Below are 19,256 nucleotides of genomic sequence, written 5' to 3'. Positions count from 1 at the left end.
GTCGGATTGGCGGTGCAAGATCTGCCGCTTCCGCGGGACGCGCTACGAAGCTGCGCTGGTGTCGGGGCGAACTGTGCGCACGAAGTCCTGGAAGTCACCCAGGACGGCGAGGTGTTGGGACGCGGTGGCCGTCAGGACCAGGCGGATCACCGCCCGCTCGCGCGGATCGGCAACGTCCAGCATGGAAAGGTACACCTGGGACTGGACGAGGTCGCGGTGCACGCCGCCGATGACGGCCGAGACGGCCACCGTCTGCGTGAAACCGGGCGCATCCGCAGAGCCGATCTCGCGGCGGCCGGTGACCACGACCGACCTGGCGGCCTGGCGCAAGCGCTCCACAGACTCATGTGCGATCTCGGACAGCGTCGCCTCATCCGGGCGGTACTCGCCATCGACCGTGATGTTCGCGGTAAATCCGTCATCCGGTTGCGGATACAGCGCGACGAACGCCGCGCCCGGTGCGCCGACTTCATCCGGCGGTGCGGCGCGCCAGCCTTCCGGCAGTTCGAACTCGATCGGTACGGGCAGGGTCGTGGGCATCTCAGGCCCTCCTTACTACTGCAGTGTGCCTATGGCAGTGGGTCTGTGGAAGGGTGCATCAGAACAGGCTGCCGATCGCATCGCCGGCTGCCCCGGCCGCATCGCCCACGGCGTCGGCCGCATCGCTCGCGGTGTCGGCGATCTTCCCCGGATCAACGGTGACCTCGAAGCCCACTTCGCCGCCGAGCCCGAGGGCGGCGCCCGCCTTCGCGCCGATGTGCCACGTGCCGTCTGTGTCCTTGCCAAGAGTCGCCTCGGCCTCGGCTCCGACGCCGGCCCAGCCCTCGGCCGTCGCGCCCGCCCCGATGCCTCCGATGTCCGCGCCCCCCGCGACGCCGGCCTTCGCGCCGGCGAACGCTTCCGCGCCCGCCTGCAACCCCTCGAGGCCGGCCCCGGCGTTGACGCCGGCCTCAGCACCCGCCTTGGCCTCCGCCCGTCCGTACACCCCGACGGGGCCGGCGTCGGCGCGGCCTTTGGCCGAGGCCTCGCCGCCTGCGAAGGCGCCGGCCTCGCCCTTGATGCCCTCGTTGGTGATGCCGCCGGCCGCGGAGGCCTTGGCGCCCACATAGGCCTCGGCCTCCCCGGCGAGTTTCATCGGGCCATTGGTGAGCGAGCCCTCCGCGCTCGCGCGGCCGAGGTCGGCATGCGCCTCGGCCTCGCCCAGCTTGCCAGCCCCGGTATCGGGCCCGGTGGCCGATGTCCCGACGCCGGGGCCGGAGGCTTCGGCCTCGCCTTCGGCGACCCACCCGTCGGTGTTCGTGCGGGCGTCTTTCTTCATCAGCTCGGCCGAGCGGGTGGTCTCGGCGTCGTCGAGGGAGGTGACGACCTTGGAGTTGAAGTCGCTTCGGCTTCCGCCGAGATCGCGGCGCAGGGCCCAGCAGGCGGTCTCGTCGGCGTCGGCGGCGCGCTGCAGGATGCGCGCGATGCGGCGGGCGAATGCCGCGCAGGCTTCCTGCTGTTCGCGGATGGCGGCCTGGCCATCGGGGTCGTGGCGGGCGCCGGGGTCCTGGGAGAGGTCGTAGCGCGGGGAGACGGTGCCGGTGCCGCTGACGTGGAGGTCCTGCTCCTTGGCCTCGACATCAGCGAGGCGGTGGAGGTCGTCCTTGGCCTTCTTCAGCTCGGCGTGCAGTGACGTGAGAACGCCGGCGATGCCTTTTGCCTCCTTGTGGGCGCTCTCGAACTGCTGCTGGGAGGTGTGTACGTCGTTGTCGGCCTTGGCCGCCATCAGGACCGGCTGGGTCCAGCCGGCTTGCCGGAAGGGTCGGGCGACCTGGTCGCCGTACGCGGTGTGCAGCCCCTTGAACTTGGTGGCGGTCTCCTCCCAGCGGTCAGCGGCCGCTTTGAGGTTGCTGAGGTTGAGGTGGTACAGCTGCTCGTACGTCGGCATGCGCTCGGCGAGTCCCCCGTGGAGTCGTGAGTCTTGTCAGGCTGGCGCGGTGGCGGTGGGTGGAGGGCCTGGTTCAGCCGAAGGGCGAGGACTCACTCGACAGAGATCGCATGGTCTGCGTGTTCGCGGCTTCGGTGCGCTGATATAGCGTTCCCGAACCGCCGCACTGGTCGGCGAGGCTGTTGCAGTCGGCCGCGAGTGCGGAGACCTGAGCTGACCAGGTCTCCGCCAGGCCGGTAAGCGCCCCGCCCAGCCCACCGTCCCAGTTGCCGGTGCCGAAGTCCCGGGATGCCGAGCGCGTCTCGTCCACCGGATGAGCGCCGGCGTTCTGCGTCTGCCCCGCGATCTCGCGCGCGCCGGTGCCCGCACGATTGAGCGCTACCGGATCCGCGATTTCCGTCCCGGCTGACACGCGATATCCCCCATGTCTTTTTATGTTCCGTATGGAGCGGAAGGTGCCCGATATTTGATGCGAGCACGTCAGTAGTGGCAGAGTATAGCCCTGGCTACGCACCGGAGTTGAGTGAGCGCCCTCGGGAACCCATGTGCTGCTGGGACTGGCCTTGCGATTTCGAGGGCTGCCGCACTATGCCGAAGATACCGAAGGTGGGCCTGTCAATTTTTAACGGCCCTGTCTCGCTTTCGGTGGTGACGCTGGGTGAAGAAGGGCCGTTGACGTGGAGTGCGTGATGTCATCGAGCTTGTGGATGTGGTGCACCCTCGTCGCGCTCATGTTGCGGCGTTGACCAGCCGGCGCGAGCTCCCTGCCACAGCGGCTGCGCCCGCCTGAGGTGCTCTGATCAGTCGTGCTGGGCGCCCGCGGGCAGGCTGCGCAGCTGCATCGTCGACGCCGTGGTGCTGCCGAAGCCGTAGTCCAGCATCTTCGCGGCGTCGGTGAAGCGGTTGGTGTCGTTCAGGACGACACCGATCAGGGTCTTGGTGCCGCGGGTGGCGGAGAAGACCAGGCACGGGCCCGCCGGGGTGTTGGTGCCGGTCTTGATGCCGGTGGCACCGGAGTACGAGCCGAGCAGCTTGTTGGTGTTGTACCAGGTGTAGGTACGGATGGCGCCGGTGCTCGACGTCGCCTGCTGCACCGTCTTCTGCGACTTCACCACGGTGCGGAACGTCGAGTACTTCATCGCGCTGCGGGCGAGCTTCGCCAGGTCGCGTGGCGTGGTGTAGTTCTGCCCGGTCGTCGAGTTCCCGTCGAACGAGTCGAAGTGGCTGTTGGCCATGCCCAGGCCGGCGGCCTTCGTGTTCATCTGGCCGATGAACGACTTGACCCGCGCGGACATGGTGGTACCGGTGCCGAAGGTGTCGGCGAGGGCGTATGCGGCGTCGCAGCCCGAGGGCAGCATCGTCGCGTACAGCAGCTGACGGACCGTAACCTTGTCGCCGGTCCTCAGGTCCGCGGTGCTGGCGCCCTTGGAGGCGACATAGTCGCGGTAGGCCTGCTTGACGGTGACCTTGCGGTCGAGGTTGAGATTGGTCTGGCCGAGAACCACACGGACGGTCATGATCTTCGTCGTGCTGGCCATCGGCCGCTTGGTGTCGGCGTACTTGCTGTACACCGTGGTGCCGGTCGCGTTGTCCAGCAGGAACGCGCCCTTGGCGCTCACCGTGGGCGCGGTGGCCGCGTACGCGGGCGACGCCAGGGGAGAGACCGTCAGTACGGCACCGGCACTCAGTACGGCGGCTGCGGTCTTGTACCTGCGGGTGCTCGCGGCAGCCTTGCGGACGCCCTTGTTGAGAGTTATCAAATCGAACGCTCCGAGATCAGCCTGAACGGCAGAATTGCCTTCAATGGCCCGCACCGAAGTGCGCTGCTCCCTGCTCTGACTCACCAGAGGGGCCAATGGGTGTACGGGAAAGGCGAGAAATCGCGTGGTGCCCTCTTCCGCTGTCCCGGCCGGGATCCTTTCGCCTCGCAGAAATGGTTGAAATCGACTAAATCGGGTCTGAATGTCATGGCGGACCCGCGGGAGTTCCAGTTGCGGCTCCCATCTCCGCCGCGCATGATCGCTGCGAAGGCGGCATCCGTTGCGATCGTGGAAGGAGCGGCCGATGAGGGTCGCAGTGATCGGCAGGGGCAATGTCGGCGGCGGGCTGGCGGACCTGTGGGAGCGAGCGGGCCACGCGGTGACCCGCATCGGGCGGGACGGCGGCGATGTCTCAGATGCCGAAGCCATGGTCGTGGCGGTGCCGGGCGGGGCCGTTGCCGAAGCCTTCGACAGGCTGCGGGGCCATCAGGGCAAGACCGCGATCGACACCACCAACCTGATCGGCGCGCGTCCGCCGACCGGCTTCTCCTCCAACGCCGAGTATGTGAAGTCCAGGACCAACGGCCCGACGGCGAAGTCGTTCAACCTCAACTTCGCCTCGCTCTACGGCCGGCTCGGCGAAGCCCGTGCGCGGCCGAGCAATCTGTGGTGCGGGGACGATGAGGCCCGCGAGGTCGTCGAGCAGCTCAACCGCGACGCGGGCTACGAACCCGTACGGATCGGCTCCCTCGAGAAGGCAGCGCTGCAGGAGAGCGCCGTCGAGCTCGTCTTCGCGATCGCCGAAGGCGGCTTGGGGCCCTTCGTCTACCGGATGGCCCCGCCCGACCGGCTCTGAGCGGTCTGTCAAGTTCGAAGCGCGTCGGTGGCTAGCCCGTCGCGGCGGGGGCTGTGTGGCGGGCGGCCGAGGCGATGGTGGCCAGCGCCTCGCGCTCGGGCAGCCCGGTGCGGACCGCCGCCTCCGCAAGGGCGGGGGCCAGTTGCGGGCCGTGCCCCGTCTCGTACGCGCGGCAGGCGGCCCAGAACAGGCGGCTGTTGCGCTCGCCGGGCCGCGATTGCCGTACGAACTGCACCAGTGCCGCGGGGTGCCCCGCTCCGTCGGGGGAGCCGGGGCGTACGAGGGGGCAAGGGGGGCGCGTAGGGGGCGCGAGGAGGCGCAGCAGAGCGGCGGGCGCGGGGGCGGGTGCGGACGGCCCTGGAGCGAGGCGGTAGGTGCCGCGCGTGGTGTGCGAGCCAGGCCCGACGAGGTAGCCCCCGCTGCCACGGACGTCGATGCCGGGCGCAAGTCGGCCCACCGAGTTGTGCACCTCGGCGTCCGCGGGGCCGGTCAGCCACAGATGCCTGCCTCCGCTGGGGGTGAGGACGGTGACGGTGGGCGGGATGGCGAAGCCGTGTTCACGGGCGAGTCTCCGGAGCGCGGCGACGCTGTCCGTGCCGTCCTTGACGTCCAGGTCGAGGCCGATGAGGTGGTGCGGGGTGCGGCCGCAGGCGATGCCGTAGCCGGTCGCCCAGGGTGCCGCTGCGAACAGCCGGTGTACGGCCTCGGGGTCGGTCGTCGCGTCGTGGATGCCGTGCCCGATCCGGCCGCACTCGCCTCGGCAGCGTACGGGCTCGGGGTCGGCGTGGTGCGGCGAGCGGACGGCGGGCAGTTTGGCGTGGGTCAGCGGGATGACGGGCAGGCCGCGGGCGGCGGCGGCCAGTGCGTGCTCGCGGGCAGTCGCCGCCGTCCCCCGTACCGGGGGCAGGGGCCGGTCGTTGCAGACCATGCCCATATTTTCGTACATCTATTCGAATACGGAAAGTGTTGTGACGACTCGGCTCAGGTTGGCTCAAAAGCGCGCCGAAACGGTTCCGCTGCTACGTGGTGGCGCCACTCGGCGCAGGGTGCGCGGGGGCGTGAGGTAGGGATTTCGGAAGTGAAGAGCGTTTATCGGGTGGTCTTCATGCCTGCGAGCGAATTGGGCGATCAAGGATGGTTCGCCGGGGATTCGGTGGGCAACGTTGCTTCCGCGACGTCGTACCAACGCCGAGGCGGCGGGCAATCGCCACCCTGGCACCCGTACCTTCCGTTCCTGGAGGACTCACATGGCAAGCATCCGTACGGTCCGCGCCCTTTCCACGGTCGCTTCGCTCCCCCTGGCGGCCGTGCTTCTCGCCGGTGTGGCGCACGCCGACACCGGCTCCTTCGCGGGCAGGGGATCGAACGCAAGCGTTGCCGGCATCTTCGCCAGTGGTGTCGGCGGCAGCAACGACGGCGATCCCACCACGACACAGCAGGTGGCCACGGGCTCTGGGGCCTCGAACCAGAACAACACGGCGAATGTGAACGGCTCCGGCTTCACCGTGGTCGACCAGTCCAACAGCAACCACGCGGTCGACTACACCGGGCTGTGGTGGTGGTGAGGTCTGCCCCAGAGCCCTGACGCGGGGCAGATGACAGGCTGTGCGACGGCACCCGGGGTGCCGTCGCACAGCCTCGTTCGGGCTGGGCCGAGCCTTGACACGGCGGCGTGATGAGCCTTGGTCACGGCGGGCACCGGCGTTCCGACCTCCGGGCTGGTGCTTGCTGTAGACGACTGACTTCGGTCCCACAGTCGCGTGTCTGACGCTCCTTCAGGAGCCCCGTATCGTTCACTCGGCCCTATGGAACGACGAAAGAAGATCATTCGATACGCCCTGGCCATGCTGGCGGCGCTGGTCTCGCTCATCGGCGGGACGCTCACCGCGCCCGCCGCGGTGGCCAAGGGCACTGTGGGCATGGGGCAGCCGCGGGCCAAGGGCGCAGAGATCTTCACCGGCCTCGGGTTCGACACCTGTGAAACTCCGCCGCTGGGAGTTATGAGCGCATGGCGCGCGTCCCCGTACGGGGCGGTCGGCGTCTACTTCGGCGGCCGCGGACGGGCCTGCAAGAAGCAGCCGAACCTGGGGCGCCACTGGGTCGCGGGGGTGACCGACATGGGCTGGCGGATTATTCCGATCTATGTCGGTTCGCAGTCGCCCTGTGTCGACAGCGACGCCAAGAGGCGGTTCGCCATCGGAAACCTGCCGTGGACCCAAGGCAGGGCGGAGGGCCGTGATGCCGTGGAACGTGCCGCTGAACTCGGCATGCGGCTGCACAGCGCGCTCTACCTTGATATGGAGGCGTATGACATCGGCGATGAGGAGTGCGCCGACATCACCCTGTCGTTCGTCCGTGGTTGGAGCTACGAAGTCCGCCGCCAGGGTTACATCCCCGGCTTCTACAGCAGCGCCACCTCCGGGGTGCGGCACATGGAGCTGGCCCGGCGGGACGGCGCGCCCGATCTGCCGTCGGTGATGTGGTTCGCCCGCTGGCATGTGTCGCCCTCGCTCTACGGGGAGCCGACGCTGGCGCGGAACGCGTGGGGCCCGCACCGCCGGATCCATCAGTACATGCCCAACGTCACCGAGAGGTACGGCGGTCTGCGCATCAAAATCGACCGCAATCTGGTGGACGCGCCAGTCGCGGTGGTCGGCTGACGGCCGCACCTCCCAACCCTGACCGGAGCCCGGGAGACCGTCCACCTTGGGGAGGTGGGGCCCGCAGCACCCGTACAACCTGAGACGGACCCGGCTTCGGCACCTGCGGCCGATCCGTCGTGCCCCTGCGCGATGCGAGCGTTGGGGCATGACCACCCCCCTTGTCCGCACCGGCGCATCCGCCGCAGTGTGCCCGCCCGTCCCGCCGTATCTGTCGTTCTCGTCCTACGTACGGACGCGGGGGCCGGTACTGCTGCGCACCGCCCGTTCGCTCACGGCGAACCCCACCGATGCCGAGGACCTGCTGCAGACCGCGCTCACCAAGACGTACCTGGCGTGGGAGCGGATCGAGGACCACCGGGCACTGGACGGATACGTCCGGCGGGCGCTGCTGAACACCCGGACCTCTCAGTGGCGCAAGCGGAAGATCGAGGAGTTCGCCTGTGACGAGCTCCCCGAGCGCGAGTCCGCTCCGGCCCCCGACCCCGCTGAGCAGCAGGTGCTGCGCGATGCGCTGTGGCGTGCCGTCCTCCGGCTGCCCGACCGCCAGCGCGCGATGGTCGTACTCCGTTACTACGAGGACCTCAGCGAGGCGCAGACCGCTCAGGTGCTCGGGGTGTCCGTCGGCACGGTCAAGAGCGCGGTTTCCCGCGCGCTGGGCAAGCTGCGCGAGGACCCGGAGCTGCGGCGGTGCGCTGACTGACATATTCGTCTGGCTCCGGGGTAGTGACATACCGCCCGGTACGGCCGCAGAATCAGCGCGACATTACCGTCGCGTAAACCGCGCCTACGGGAGGTCCCCGGTGCTGAGCACGATGCAGGACGTACCGCTGACCGTAAGCCGCATCCTGCGGCACGGCTCCACGGTCCATGCCGACTCGTTTGTGACAACCTGGACCGGCGAGGGCGCCCCCGAGCGCCGAAGCTTCGCCGAAATCGGCGCGCGGGCGGCCCAGCTCGCGCACGCGCTGCGCGACGAGTTGGGCGTGGTGGGCGACCAACGGGTCGGCACGCTGATGTGGAACAACAGCGTCCATGTCGAGGCATACCTGGCGATCCCCTCCATGGGCGCCGTACTCCACACCCTGAACCTCCGGCTGCCCGCCGAACAGCTCGTGTGGATCGTCCAGCACGCCGAGGACCGCGTGATCGTCGTCAACGGCTCGCTGCTCCCCCTCCTGGCCCCGCTGCTGCCCCAGCTGGACTCGGTCGAGCACCTGGTCGTGGCCGGCCCCGGTGACCGGTCCGTCCTCGACGGGTGCCGTCCCCGCGTCCACGACTACGAGGAGCTGATCGCGGGCCGCCCCACCGACTTCGACTGGCCGGAGATCGACGAGCGCGAGGCCGCGGCCCTTTGCTACACCTCCGGCACCACCGGCGACCCCAAGGGCGTGCTGTACAGCCACCGGTCGATCTATCTGCACTCCCTGCAGGTCAACAGCGCCGAGTCGTTCGGGCTGACGGCAGCCGACATCGCCCTGCCCGTGGTGCCGATGTTCCACGTCAACGCCTGGGGCCTGCCGCACGCCGCCTTCATGGCCGGCATCTCGATGCTGATGCCGGACCGCTTCCTGCAGCCCGCCGCCATCGCCGAGATGATCGAGAGCGGACGCCCCACCCTCGCCGCCGCCGTCCCCACCATCTGGCAGGGCCTGCTCGCCGAACTCGACGCCAAGCCGCGTGACGTCTCCACCCTGAGCACCGTCGTCATCGGCGGCTCGGCCTGTCCGCCCGCTCTGATGAAGGCATTCGAGGAGCGGCACGGCATCCGCGTCGTGCACGCCTGGGGCATGACCGAGACCTCGCCGCTCGGCTCCATCGCCCACCCCCCGGCCGGTCTCACCGACGAGGAGGCCTGGCCGTACCGGGTCACCCAGGGCCGCTTCCCGGCCTCTGTGGAGGCCCGCCTGGTCGGCCCCGGCGGGGACTTCCTGCCCTGGGACGGTGAGTCGGCCGGCGAGCTGGAAGTGCGCGGGCCGTGGATCGCGGGCGCGTACTACGGAGGCGCCGGCAAGGGACCCTTCCGCCCCGAGGACAAGTTCAGCGAGGACGGCTGGCTGCGTACCGGCGACGTCGGCACGATCACGCCCGACGGCTATCTCACGCTCACCGACCGGGCGAAGGACGTCATCAAGTCGGGCGGCGAGTGGATCTCCTCGGTCGAGCTCGAGAACCAGCTGATGGGGCACCCGGACGTGGCCGAGGCCGCGGTGGTCGCCGTTCCCGACGCGAAGTGGGGCGAACGGCCGCTCGCCACCGTCGTCCTCAAGGAGGGCGCGACCGCCGACTATCAGGTCCTGAGGAACTTCCTCGCCGAACGGATCGCCCGCTGGCAACTGCCGGAGCGCTGGGCGGTCATCGAGGCCGTGCCGAAGACGAGCGTCGGCAAGTTCGACAAGAAGGTGCTGCGCAAGCAGTACGCGGACGGGAAGTTGGACGTCACCGTGCTGTGACGGATACGGCCGGGGCAGTGAGCCGGCCCCACTGCCCCGGCCGGGCCCGCAGCACCCCGCGTGCCTTTGGTGCGCTCAGGTCTCGGTGCGTCAACCGGCCCGTGTGCCTCAGTTGGCGCCGATCTTCGCCAGCAGATCCACGATCCGGCTCTGCACCTCAGCGCTCGTCGAGCGCTCCGCGAGGAAGAGCACCGTCTCCCCCGAGCTGAGCCGTGGCAGCTCCGCCGGATCGATGTCGGCGGAGGTGTACACGACGATCGGGGTGCGGTTGAGGAGCCCGTTGGAGCGCAGCCAGTCGACGATCCCCGCCCGCCGGCGACGGACCTGCATCAGGTCCATCACCACCAGGTTCGGGTGCATCTGCGCGGCGAGCGTCGCCGCGTCCGCGTCGGAGGTGGCCCGCGCGACCTGCATCCCGCGCCGCTGCAGGGTCTCCGAGAGCGCGCCCGCTATGGCGTCCTGCTCCTCGGTCAGCAGGACGCGCGGCGGGTGCTGTTCGCTGTCGCGCGGCGCGAGCGCCTTCAGCAGGACGGCCGGGTCCGCCCCGTATGCCGCATCCCGCGTCGCCTGCCCCAGCCCCGCCGTCACCAGCACCGGCACCTCGGCCGCCATCGCCGCCGTACGCAGCGACTGCAGCGCGGTCCGGGTGATCGGCCCGGTCAGCGGGTCGACGAACAGCGCTGCCGGATAAGCCGCGATCTGGGCGTCCACTTCTTCGCGCGAGTTGACGATCACCGGGCGGTAGCCGCGGTCGCTCAGGGCCTGCTGGGTGGCGACGTCCGGGGCGGGCCATACGAGCAGCCGGCGCGGGTTGTCCAGCGGCTCCGGCGGCAGTTCGTCGTCGCGCGGCGGAGCGGCCTGCGCGTCGGTGACGTCGATGGCGCCGTTCGGTCCGTCCAGCGGCTCCGGCCCTTCGACGCCCGCGTCGGGCGCTCCTATGGCGTAGGACCGGCCCTCGCCCTGCGAGTCCAGCAGCCGGGGCTGCTGTTGCGGCTGCGACGCGGCCTTGGGCTTGGCAGGCGGACGCGCTGCGGGCGCCGGACCGGCAGCAGCCCGTGCACCTCGCTCGCCGTCCTCCGGCGGCGCGGCCAGCTTGCGCCGCCGGCCCGAGCCGGTGCTCGACTGGGCGGGCACGGGGAACGGCGGAGGCGTGCGCTGCTGTTCGGCGACCTGCTGCGCGAAGGGGACGCCGCGGCCCAGCGTCCGCACGCTGATGGCGCGCGCCTGCTGCGGGTCGGCACCCTGCGCCTCGGCGGGCGACGGCTGCGCGGCGCGCGCCTGAAGCGGCACGGGAGCAGAGCCGTTCGGCCCGTACGGCCGCGGCTGTGGCTGCTGTTGACCCTGTGCCGGTGCCTGCTCCCGCGGCTGCGGCTGCGGCTGGGGCTCGGGGCCTGGCGCCGCGGCGGGCGGTGTGGGAACGCCGGCTCTCTGAGAACCACCGCCACTCGCGCCCGCGGGTGCCGCACCCTCCGGCGTGAGCCCGCCGCCCGCCGTCGCCTGCTGCTCCTCGGCCGGGTCGCGCCGCGCCCGACGGCGCCCGGTGGGCACCGGGTGTGCCTGCGCAGGCGTGTGCTCCGCATCGGGTCCGGACGGCGCCGCGTCGTGGCGGCCCTGGTCGTCGGTGGGCCAGGCGCCGGACTGCTGCCTGTCCGCGGACGCGGCCTGCGCCTGGTCGGCTGCCGCCGGCGGCAGCGCGAAGGCCTGGCGCGGCTGCTCGGGAACGGGGCGCTCGGCCGCGTCGCCGAGAGCCCGCCGGGCCCGACGCCCGGTCGGCTGGCCGGACGGCTGTACCGGTTCCAGCGCCGGAGGCTGCTGAGGAGGCATCTGCTGGGGCGGACGAGGTGCGGGGGCCGCACCAGGAAGGCCCTGAGCAGGAACTGTCTGGGGCTGCACCGGAGTGAGGCCACCGGGCCCCTGGCCGGGCGCAGGCCATGCTGCCGACTGCTCCGCGTCCGCCGCCGCGGCCGGCAGCGCGGGAAGGGCGCGCCCGGCCTGGCCGCCGGAATCGTTCTGCTGCGACGGGGCTGCTTCAGGGGCTGCGGCGCGGCGTGCGCGCCGACCGGTTGGAGCGTACGAGTCCGCGTCAGCGCCCTGCGCCGGAACCTCCCGCCCCGCAGCCTCCGCAGGGCCGGACCCCTGAGGCACAGGCTGCTCCCCGGTCTCGGCGGGACTCGGCCGCCCGCGCCGACGGCCCGTCGGCTGTGCGGCCGTCTGTCCCGCCGGGCCCTGGTCCGCCGCGGCAGGCGGCAGCGCGGGCAGTCCGCCGCCGTGCGAAGCGGTGTTGGCACCTCCGGGCGCCGAAGTCTGCGCGTCCTCCGGGCTGCGGCGCGCGCGGCGGCGGCCGGTCGGCTCCGGGGAGGCGCTCGCCTGCGCGGGGACGGCTCCGGAGGCGGTACCGCTGGACTGGCCCGCGCCATTCGTGGCGCCCTTGCCGTCCGTGCCCTTGCCGTCCGTGCCCTTGCCGTCCGTGCCCTGGCCGCCCGTGCCCTGGCCGTCCGTGCCCTGGCCGCCCCGGGTTCCGCCGCCCGCCGCCTCGGCCGTGCCGGACGTCCTCTCCGTGGGCACTGTCGCCGGGTTCTTGCGGGCCGCGCCCTTGTTCAGGTTGACGCCCGTCCGCTGGCCACCGGACGGAGCCGCGGCCGTGATCGGTACCTCGAGTACGTACGCGCTGCCGCCCGCGCCCGGCACCTCATGCGTCTGCAGCACACCGCCGTGCAGCCGCACGATGCCCCGCACGATCGGCTGGTGCACCGGGTCGCCCCCGGCGTACGGTCCGCGCACCTCGATCCGTACGACCCCGCCGCGCTGCGCCGCCGCCACCACGATCGTCGAGTCGCCCGAACCGACCACCCCGGCCGTCGTGTTCCCGGTCGCGTCGACCCCGGCCACATCCGCGATCAGATGCGAGAGCGCCTGCGCCAGCCGCGCCGTGTCCACCTCGGCCTCGATCGGGGGGGCGTGCACGGCGAACTGCGCGCGCCCTGGCCCGATCAGCTCGACGGCGCCCTCGACACCGGCAGCCACGACCGCGTCAAGGGACACCTTCTCCTGCCTCAGCCGTTCCTCACCGGTGTCGAGCCGCTGGTAGCCGAGCACGCTGTCGACGAGCGTGGTCATCCGCGCATAGCCGGCGGTGAGGTAGTGCAGGATCTGGTTCGCCTCGGGCCACAGCTGTCCGGCCGGGTCGGAGGCGAGCGTGCCGAGTTCGGTCCGCAGTTGCTCCAGTGGCCCGCGCAGCGACTGGCCCAGTACGGCGGTCAGCTGGGTGTGCCGGGCGGCCAGCGCGTCGTACTGCTCGTTCTTCTGGGCGACCATGGTGTCGTAGCGCTGGGTCTGTTCGGCGACCATGGTGTCGTAGCGCTGGGTCTGTTCGGCGACCATGGCCTCATAGCGCTCGGTCTGCTCCGCGACCATGCTGTCGTACCGCTCGGTCTGCTCGGCCAGCATCTCGTCGTACTGCTTGGTGTACGTGGCCACCATCTCGTCGTACTTGCGGCGGTCGGTGAACGTGATCACCGCGCCCACGAGCTGATCGTTGTCCCGTACCGGAGCGGTGGTCATGTCGACGGCCACCGGGCTGCCGTCCTTCGCCCACAGCACCTGTCCCCGCACCCGGTGCTTGCGCCCGGAGCGGAGCGTGTCGGCGAGCGGCGTCTCCTCGAACGGCAGCGGGGTGCCGTCGGGCCGCGAGTGGTGGATCAGCGGGTGCAGCTCCTGCCCGCCGAGGTCGCTGGCGCGGTAGCCGAGGATCTGCGCGGCGGACGGGTTGACAAGGACGACCCGGCCCTCGGTGTCGACGCCGACCACGCCCTCGGCCGCGGCCCGCAGGATCATCTCGGTCTGGCGCTGCTGGCGCGCCAGTTCCGCCTCGGTGTCCACCGTGCCGGTCAGGTCGCGTACGACGAGCATGAGCAGCTCGTCGCCGGTGTAATGGTGCTCGTACGGGTCGGCGTAGGGGGTGTGGCCGTCCTCCAGGTTCGCGCTGGTGACCTCGACCGGGAACTCCGAGCCGTCGGTGCGCCGCGCGATCATCCGGGTCGGCTTCGTACGGCTGCCATCGGCCTGGTCGGCGGGCCGGCGCATGGAGCCGGGGATGCGGTTGGAGTCGAAGGAGGGCAGCAGGTCGAGGAGTCCGCGGCCGACGAGCGCGGTGCCGGGGGCCTCGAAGGTCTCCAGGGCGATGGTGTTGGCGTTGACGATCGTGCCGTTGCAGTTCACCAGCAGCAGCGCGTCGGGAAGTGCGTCGAGTATCGCTGCGAGGCGAGCAGCGCCTCGGGATGGCCTGCTGCTCACGACGACGCTTCCTCCCTGATCACTGCACCTTGCCGACGGCCCGGGTCATCTTGCCGCGCGTCCCGGGGCATGTCACTAGAAGGAGTCTACGGGCAGCGGTTGCGGACGCGATGGCGGATGTGGGAGTGCGAACGAGTACTTCACGCGTCTTGGCGCAGGCCGGACATTTGGTATGCCGGGCCCGCCGGGAGCACCCGTAGGCAGCAGGACTTGCCACCGCATCAGGTGGCTGTCCCGCGCCCGTGCACGGAACGCGCTCCCGGAGCGGACGCTTGCGTTCCGGGCCCAGGTTCAGAATCGCGCTTCCGGCAGCACCGGCCGGAACCGGTTCCAGCGGGCGATCTCGCAGCCGTTCTTCCGGTCGAAGTGGGCGTTCACCCGCCGGCCTGCCCAGGTGCCCGAGATGTGGGCGGTGGCCGGACCGCCGTAGACGGCCGTGCAGTTGGCACGCGGGGAGACGGGAGCGAACGGGTCCTGCCCCCACCGGGTCAACGCGTCCAGCCGGCCGCAGGCGGCCTCGGCCTCGTGGTGCGTGCCGCCGGCGGGGTGGCAGTCGAGGGTGTACATCCCGTCGGCGGCCCGGTCCCCGCTGCCATAGACGAGGATCGTGAGCTGGTCCTCGCCCGCCGGGGGCACGACGGGCTGCGGCCACGGGTGCGGGAGCATGTCCCGGAGGCCGCCCGAGATCTCGTCGTGCGCCGGTACGGGCAGGGGGCGCGACTCGGGGAGCACGGTGGCCCCGGCGGTCGGCGCGACGGTGAGGGCGGCGGCAGCCAGGCTGGTGATGACGAGACGGCGGAGCAGCATGGAAACTCCTGGGAATCAGGCGGCACACGGGTCACAGAGAGCGGTCCGCCCCGTCTAACGCGCGACCCGGCGGGGCGTTGCGGTGAGTGTCCGCCGCCCGGTGCCGCCATCCCCGTAAGGCCGTCGCCGCTCCCGGCACGACCAGCAAGGCCTTTGCTCTGCTGCCTGCGCGCCTAGTACCGTAGGGTGCGATTGGTGACAGCGCCCAGGGCTGTGCCATCATCTGCACACACCACTTCGCGCTCGCGCGGGTGTGTGGGGAGGCTTCGCCTAGTCTGGTCTATGGCGCCGCACTGCTAATGCGGTTTGGGGTAACCCCCCATCCCGGGTTCAAATCCCGGAGCCTCCGCTCGATCTTTTCGATCACCGAAGCCCCGGTCTCGACGGCCGGGGCTTCCGTCGTATTCCGGATACCCCCTCGCACATCGCCGCGAACCGCCCCGCGCCGCGGAGCCCTTCAGAACGCTGTTTTCCCAGCTCAGAGGGGTGATGAGGAATGGATTTCGTCTCCAGCGGCAGGTCATGTAATGTTGTTCCCGCAACGCCGACCGGCAAGAAAACGCCGGTGAGTAAAGCGCTCGTAGCTTAACGGATAGAGCACTTGACTACGGATCAAGAGGTTGCAGGTTCGAATCCTGCCGAGCGCGCATAGTGACCAGGCCTCTCACGAGAGTGGGAGGCCTTCGTCGTCTTCGAGGGAGCGTGTGACCGCGACGCGCCGTGAATGGCGGTGTACGGGGCTGATCTGGGCGGAGACCGGGCCCGCGCTCGGCTGGTCCTGCGCGGAGCGCGGCGAGCGCAGCAGTCCGCTCGCCGACCGGGCTGAGCTGGCCTTCGTCGCCGAGGGGGACCGCCGGTGCACCGGGGTCCGGCGCGGCGGGCATCGCACCCCGTGCCCTGCCGGAGCCGTGCTGACTCCAGACGGTACGGGTGCTCAGTGCGCGGACTGTGCACGGCTGGACCGGTCGCGGTCGGTCGCGGCCGACACTCGGGCCGACGACCAGCAGCCGTACCGCGTGTATCTCGCCTACTTCGGGCCAGGCCTGCTCAAGGTCGGCATCACCGCCGCCGGGCGCGGCTCGGTGCGGCTGCTGGAACAGGGGGCCGTGGCCTTCACCTGGCTGGGGCGGGGGCCGCTGATGGCGGCGCGGCGGGCGGAGGAGCTGCTGGGGACGGCGCTGCGGGTCAAGGACCGTATCGCGTACGCGGAGAAGCGGGCGGTGCGTACGGCCCTGCCGCCCCCCAGCGAACGGTTCGCGGAACTGGCCGCGCTGCACGCGCGCGTGGGCGCTCTGCCGGGCTGGCCGGAGTCGCTCGCGCGGGCGCCCTTCGAACCTGTCGACCATGCGCGCGCCTTCGGGCTCGACCGCCTGGTGGAGCGTGCCGCGGCCGGGCCTGTGACGGAGGTCACTGCGCTGGGCGACGGGGCGGTGGTGGCGGGTGAGCTGCTGGGTGCCGCGGGGCCCGATCTCCATCTCGGGGTGCCGGGCGCCGGGGTGATGGTGCTCGACGGCCGGCTGACGGCCGGCTGGCGGCTGCGTGCTGTGGAGCCCACGCTGCGGGCGACGGCGCCCACCCGGCCGGTGACGCCGGATGGAGACCTTGGGGTGCAGGACGGGCTGTTCTGACCGGAGTTCGGCGCCCCGCCAGCCCGTCTTCTCAGGACTGACGTTTCGGTCCCGGCCCGGGCCGTGTTCCCGGCGACGGCCGGGGTGGCCCGTCCGCAGGGGGCGACAGGAGCGCGATCACCTCCTGGGTCGAGACGAACTTCACGAAGGTCACCGTGGACGGTGTGGTCCTCTACGACCTGACCGACCCCACCGGCTGATCAGCGGCCCCGCCGCACCAGCAGATCGGCCACGACCGGGCGGTGGTCCGAGGCGAGGGTCTCGGCCACCGTCGCGTCGCACACCCGGATGCCCTCCGACACCGTCACATAGTCGATGCGCTTGACCGGCGCCTGCGCCGGATACGTCAGGGCGTTGCCGGCCGGCACCGCATCCGTCAGCCGCTCCCACAGCGGCGCCAACTCCGGAGCTGTGGACTCCGCGTTGAAGTCGCCGGCCAGCACCTGCCGTGGGCAGCGGCCCCGCCGGTCGCAGTCCTCTGCCATGATCCGCCGGGTGTCGGCGACCTGCGCCTTCCGTACGGACGGATCGGCGCGGTAGTCCAGGTGCGTGGCGTAGATGTGGATCAGGTCCCCGTGCGCCCGGACCACGATCTCCCCGAAGCCGGGGGCCGGTGCCGGTACGGGATGCGGGTCCTGAGTGGAGAGCCGGGTGATGGGGTGGTTCTCGGCGCTCAGGATCGGGAAGCGGGACAGCAGCGCCACCCCGAACTCGCGTCGCGGAGCGCCCTGTTGTGGCGGGTCCAGGCTGTAGATCGGCGCGAAGTAGGCCCGCATTCCCAGCGACTCGGCGAGTTCCGCGGCGAGGTCGCGCCACTGGCTGCGCGCGCCCCAGTGGACGTCGACCTCCTGCAGGCCGATGACGTCCGCGTCAAGAGCACGCAGCGCCTCCGCCGTCCGCGCGGGGTCGAAGACGTGGTCCGCTCCGGCGCCCGCCGCGATGTTGTACGTGGCGACGCGCAGCGGCACATACCGGGCCTCGTCGGGACCGCCGCCGTCGGCGTACGCGGGCGGTACGGCGGCCGCCGCCAACAGTCCGGCGGCGAGCAGAAGCCCGGTGAATCGGCGGCGCAGACGGCACAGAGGCATCCAGGGCTCCTTGGGCGGCTCGGCTCGACGAGACTCGGATCGAACGGAACTGGATCGACAGGGCTGGGCGCGGTCCGGCTCGACGACCTTACCGGAGACCCCGCCGGCTGACAGCCGATCAGTCCTCGCTTCCGCCTTGCACGGCCTGAATGTCCAGTTCCACTCGGCCGCCGGGTCCGTCGGTGTCCGTCGAGACGTCGGCGGGCGCGGCCTCCGCAGCCTCCGTGGCCGCACCCTCGGCGTCCGAGGCACCCGCCGCCGCACGCGCGGCGGTCTGTTGCAGACCGCTCTTCGTCCGCAGCGGGACCTCCTTGATGAAGAGGAGCATCAGCAGGGCGACCAGGGCCGCCGGAGCCGCGGCGAGGAAGACGTCGGCGATGCCGTGCCCGTACGAGCTCTCCATGACCGTACGGATCGGCGCGGGCATCGCGTCCAGCTTGGGCAGCTTGTGGCTGCCACCGCCCGCGACCGCGTGGGCCGCCCGCGGGCCGAGGTCGCGCAGCCCGTCCTTGACGTAGTGCGTGATGCGGTTGCTGAGCACCGCGCCGAGCGCCGAGACGCCGACCGCGCCACCGAGCGTGCGGAAGAAGGTGACGACGGAGCTGGCGGCGCCGAGGTCCCCCGCCTCCACCTGGTTCTGGGTAGCCAGGACCAGGTTCTGCATCATCATGCCGACGCCGAGACCGAGCACGCCCATGAAGACGGCCATGTGCCAGTACTCGGTGTCGTACCGGATGGAGCCCAGCAGGCCGAGGCCCGCCGTGAGCAGCGCACCGCCCGCGAGCAGCCAGCCCTTCCAGCGGCCGGTTCTGGTGATGACCAGGCCGGAGACGGTGGACGAGACGAACAGCCCGGCGATCATCGGGATGGTCATGACGCCGGACATCGTCGGTGACTTGTCCCGCGCCAGCTGGAAGTACTGGCTGAGGAAGACGGTTCCCCCGAACATCGCGAGGCCGACGAAGAGGCTGGCGAAGGACGCCAGAGTGATCGTCCTGTTGCGGAAGAGGCGCAGCGGCATGATCGGCTCGCTCGCCCTGGCCTCGACAAGGATGAAGATCAGGCCGAGTACGAGCGAGCCGCCGACCATGGTGTAGGTCTGCCAGGACAGCCAGTCGTACTTGTCGCCGGCCAGTGTGACCCACACCAGCAGCAGCGAGACCGCGGCGGTGATGAAGAAGGCTCCCGCCCAGTCGACCTTCACATCCCGCTTCACCACGGGCAGCTTCAGCGTCTTCTGCAGCACCACCAGCGCGATGAGCGCGAAGGGCACGCCAACGTAGAAGCACCAGCGCCAGCCGAGCCAGTCGGTGTCGGTGATCACGCCACCGATGAGCGGGCCGCCGACGGTCGCGACGGCGAAGGTCGCACCCAGGTAGCCGCTGTAACGGCCGCGCTCCCGCGGGGAGATGATCGCGGCCATGATGACCTGGGCGAGCGCCGACAGGCCGCCCACACCGACGCCCTGGACCACGCGGCAGGCGATGAGCATGCCCGTGTTCTGCGACAGACCGGCGACGACCGAGCCGATGACGTAGACGATCAGGGATATCTGCACCAGCGTCTTCTTGCTGGTGAGGTCGGCGAGCTTGCCCCACAGGGGCGTGGAGGCGGTGGTCGCGAGCAGGGCCGCGGTGACGACCCAGGTGTACGCGCTCTGCCCGCCGTCAAGGTCGGAGATGATCTGCGGCAGTGCGTTGGAGACGATCGTCGACGACAGGATCGCGACGAACATGCCGAGCATCAGCCCGGACAGCGCCTCCAGGATCTGCCGGTGGGTCATG

At 71.0% G+C, this 19,256-nt stretch carries 14 protein-coding genes, 2 tRNA genes and 1 pseudogene; 8 read left to right on the top strand and 9 right to left on the bottom strand.

Annotation, left to right across the window (positions count from 1 at the left end):
* Positions 1-42: 42 nt before the first annotated feature.
* The 4 genes from ACY34J_RS00190 to ACY34J_RS00175 all read right to left on the bottom strand — a co-directional run bounded on the left by ACY34J_RS00190 (position 43) and on the right by ACY34J_RS00175 (position 3,687).
* Positions 43-540: a hypothetical protein gene (locus tag ACY34J_RS00190; RefSeq protein WP_462724197.1), complete on the bottom strand. Its 498-nt coding sequence runs from the start codon at positions 538-540 to the stop codon at positions 43-45.
* Between the two features lie 58 nt (positions 541-598).
* Positions 599-1,927: a hypothetical protein gene (locus ACY34J_RS00185; RefSeq protein ID WP_462724196.1), complete on the bottom strand. Its 1,329-nt coding sequence runs from the start codon at positions 1,925-1,927 to the stop codon at positions 599-601.
* A 73-nt stretch (positions 1,928-2,000) separates the two neighbouring features.
* Positions 2,001-2,339 (bottom strand): hypothetical protein, encoded by a 339-nt coding sequence (locus ACY34J_RS00180; RefSeq protein ID WP_462724195.1) that lies wholly within the window; start codon positions 2,337-2,339, stop codon positions 2,001-2,003.
* Positions 2,340-2,727: 388 nt separating this feature from the next.
* Positions 2,728-3,687 carry a D-alanyl-D-alanine carboxypeptidase family protein gene (locus ACY34J_RS00175; protein WP_462724194.1) on the bottom strand — a complete coding sequence of 320 codons (960 nt, stop codon included), beginning with the start codon at positions 3,685-3,687 and terminating at the stop codon, positions 2,728-2,730.
* 304 nt (positions 3,688-3,991) lie between these two features.
* Here ACY34J_RS00175 and ACY34J_RS00170 point away from each other — a divergent pair, with 304 nt between their 5' ends.
* A complete protein-coding gene (locus tag ACY34J_RS00170) occupies positions 3,992-4,543 on the top strand; it encodes an NAD(P)-binding domain-containing protein (protein WP_462724193.1) in 552 nt (183 codons plus the stop codon).
* Positions 4,544-4,574: 31 nt separating this feature from the next.
* Here ACY34J_RS00170 and ACY34J_RS00165 read toward each other — a convergent pair whose 3' ends face one another.
* On the bottom strand, positions 4,575-5,471 hold the full coding sequence (locus ACY34J_RS00165; RefSeq protein ID WP_462724192.1) for a bifunctional DNA primase/polymerase: 897 nt from the start codon (positions 5,469-5,471) through the stop codon (positions 4,575-4,577).
* Positions 5,472-5,790: 319 nt separating this feature from the next.
* On the opposite strand from ACY34J_RS00165, the gene ACY34J_RS00160 reads away from it, so the two are divergent.
* The 4 genes from ACY34J_RS00160 (at position 5,791) to ACY34J_RS00145 (ending at position 9,656) form a co-directional block, all read left to right on the top strand.
* Positions 5,791-6,108: a hypothetical protein gene (locus ACY34J_RS00160; RefSeq protein WP_462724191.1), complete on the top strand. Its 318-nt coding sequence runs from the start codon at positions 5,791-5,793 to the stop codon at positions 6,106-6,108.
* Positions 6,109-6,348: 240 nt separating this feature from the next.
* Positions 6,349-7,203: a DUF1906 domain-containing protein gene (locus ACY34J_RS00155; RefSeq protein ID WP_462724190.1), complete on the top strand. Its 855-nt coding sequence runs from the start codon at positions 6,349-6,351 to the stop codon at positions 7,201-7,203.
* Between the two features lie 148 nt (positions 7,204-7,351).
* Positions 7,352-7,906, top strand: a complete 555-nt coding sequence (locus ACY34J_RS00150) for a SigE family RNA polymerase sigma factor (RefSeq protein WP_462724189.1) — start codon at positions 7,352-7,354, stop codon at positions 7,904-7,906.
* 100 nt (positions 7,907-8,006) lie between these two features.
* The gene (locus ACY34J_RS00145) at positions 8,007-9,656 is read left to right on the top strand and encodes a long-chain fatty acid--CoA ligase (RefSeq protein WP_462724188.1); all 1,650 of its coding nucleotides are present in this window, start codon (positions 8,007-8,009) and stop codon (positions 9,654-9,656) included.
* Between the two features lie 108 nt (positions 9,657-9,764).
* Here ACY34J_RS00145 and ACY34J_RS00140 read toward each other — a convergent pair whose 3' ends face one another.
* Entirely contained in the window at positions 9,765-13,949 is a 4,185-nt protein-coding gene (locus ACY34J_RS00140) for a PAS domain-containing protein (protein WP_462724187.1), read from the bottom strand.
* Between the two features lie 291 nt (positions 13,950-14,240).
* Positions 14,241-14,756 (bottom strand): SSI family serine proteinase inhibitor, encoded by a 516-nt coding sequence (locus tag ACY34J_RS00135; protein WP_462724186.1) that lies wholly within the window; start codon positions 14,754-14,756, stop codon positions 14,241-14,243.
* A gap of 259 nt (positions 14,757-15,015) precedes the next feature.
* Here ACY34J_RS00135 and ACY34J_RS00130 point away from each other — a divergent pair.
* The 3 genes from ACY34J_RS00130 (at position 15,016) to ACY34J_RS00120 (ending at position 16,384) form a co-directional block, all read left to right on the top strand.
* Positions 15,016-15,105: transfer RNA gene (locus tag ACY34J_RS00130), tRNA-Ser, on the top strand.
* Between the two features lie 225 nt (positions 15,106-15,330).
* Positions 15,331-15,403 (top strand) — tRNA-Arg (locus ACY34J_RS00125).
* A 57-nt stretch (positions 15,404-15,460) separates the two neighbouring features.
* Complete coding sequence (locus ACY34J_RS00120; protein ID WP_462724185.1) at positions 15,461-16,384, top strand: DUF2797 domain-containing protein; 924 nt, start codon at positions 15,461-15,463, stop codon at positions 16,382-16,384.
* Positions 16,385-16,584: 200 nt separating this feature from the next.
* On the opposite strand, the gene ACY34J_RS00115 is transcribed toward ACY34J_RS00120, so the two are convergent.
* The gene (locus ACY34J_RS00115; protein ID WP_462724184.1) at positions 16,585-17,472 is read right to left on the bottom strand and encodes an endonuclease/exonuclease/phosphatase family protein; all 888 of its coding nucleotides are present in this window, start codon (positions 17,470-17,472) and stop codon (positions 16,585-16,587) included.
* Between the two features lie 181 nt (positions 17,473-17,653).
* Positions 17,654-19,255: pseudogene (locus ACY34J_RS00110) on the bottom strand (MDR family MFS transporter); the annotation flags it as partial.
* Between the last annotated feature and the right edge of the window lies 1 nt (position 19,256).

This window comes from Streptomyces sp. HSS9-12 (assembly GCF_054963655.1).
This window is presented reverse-complemented; position numbering and strand designations above follow the sequence as displayed.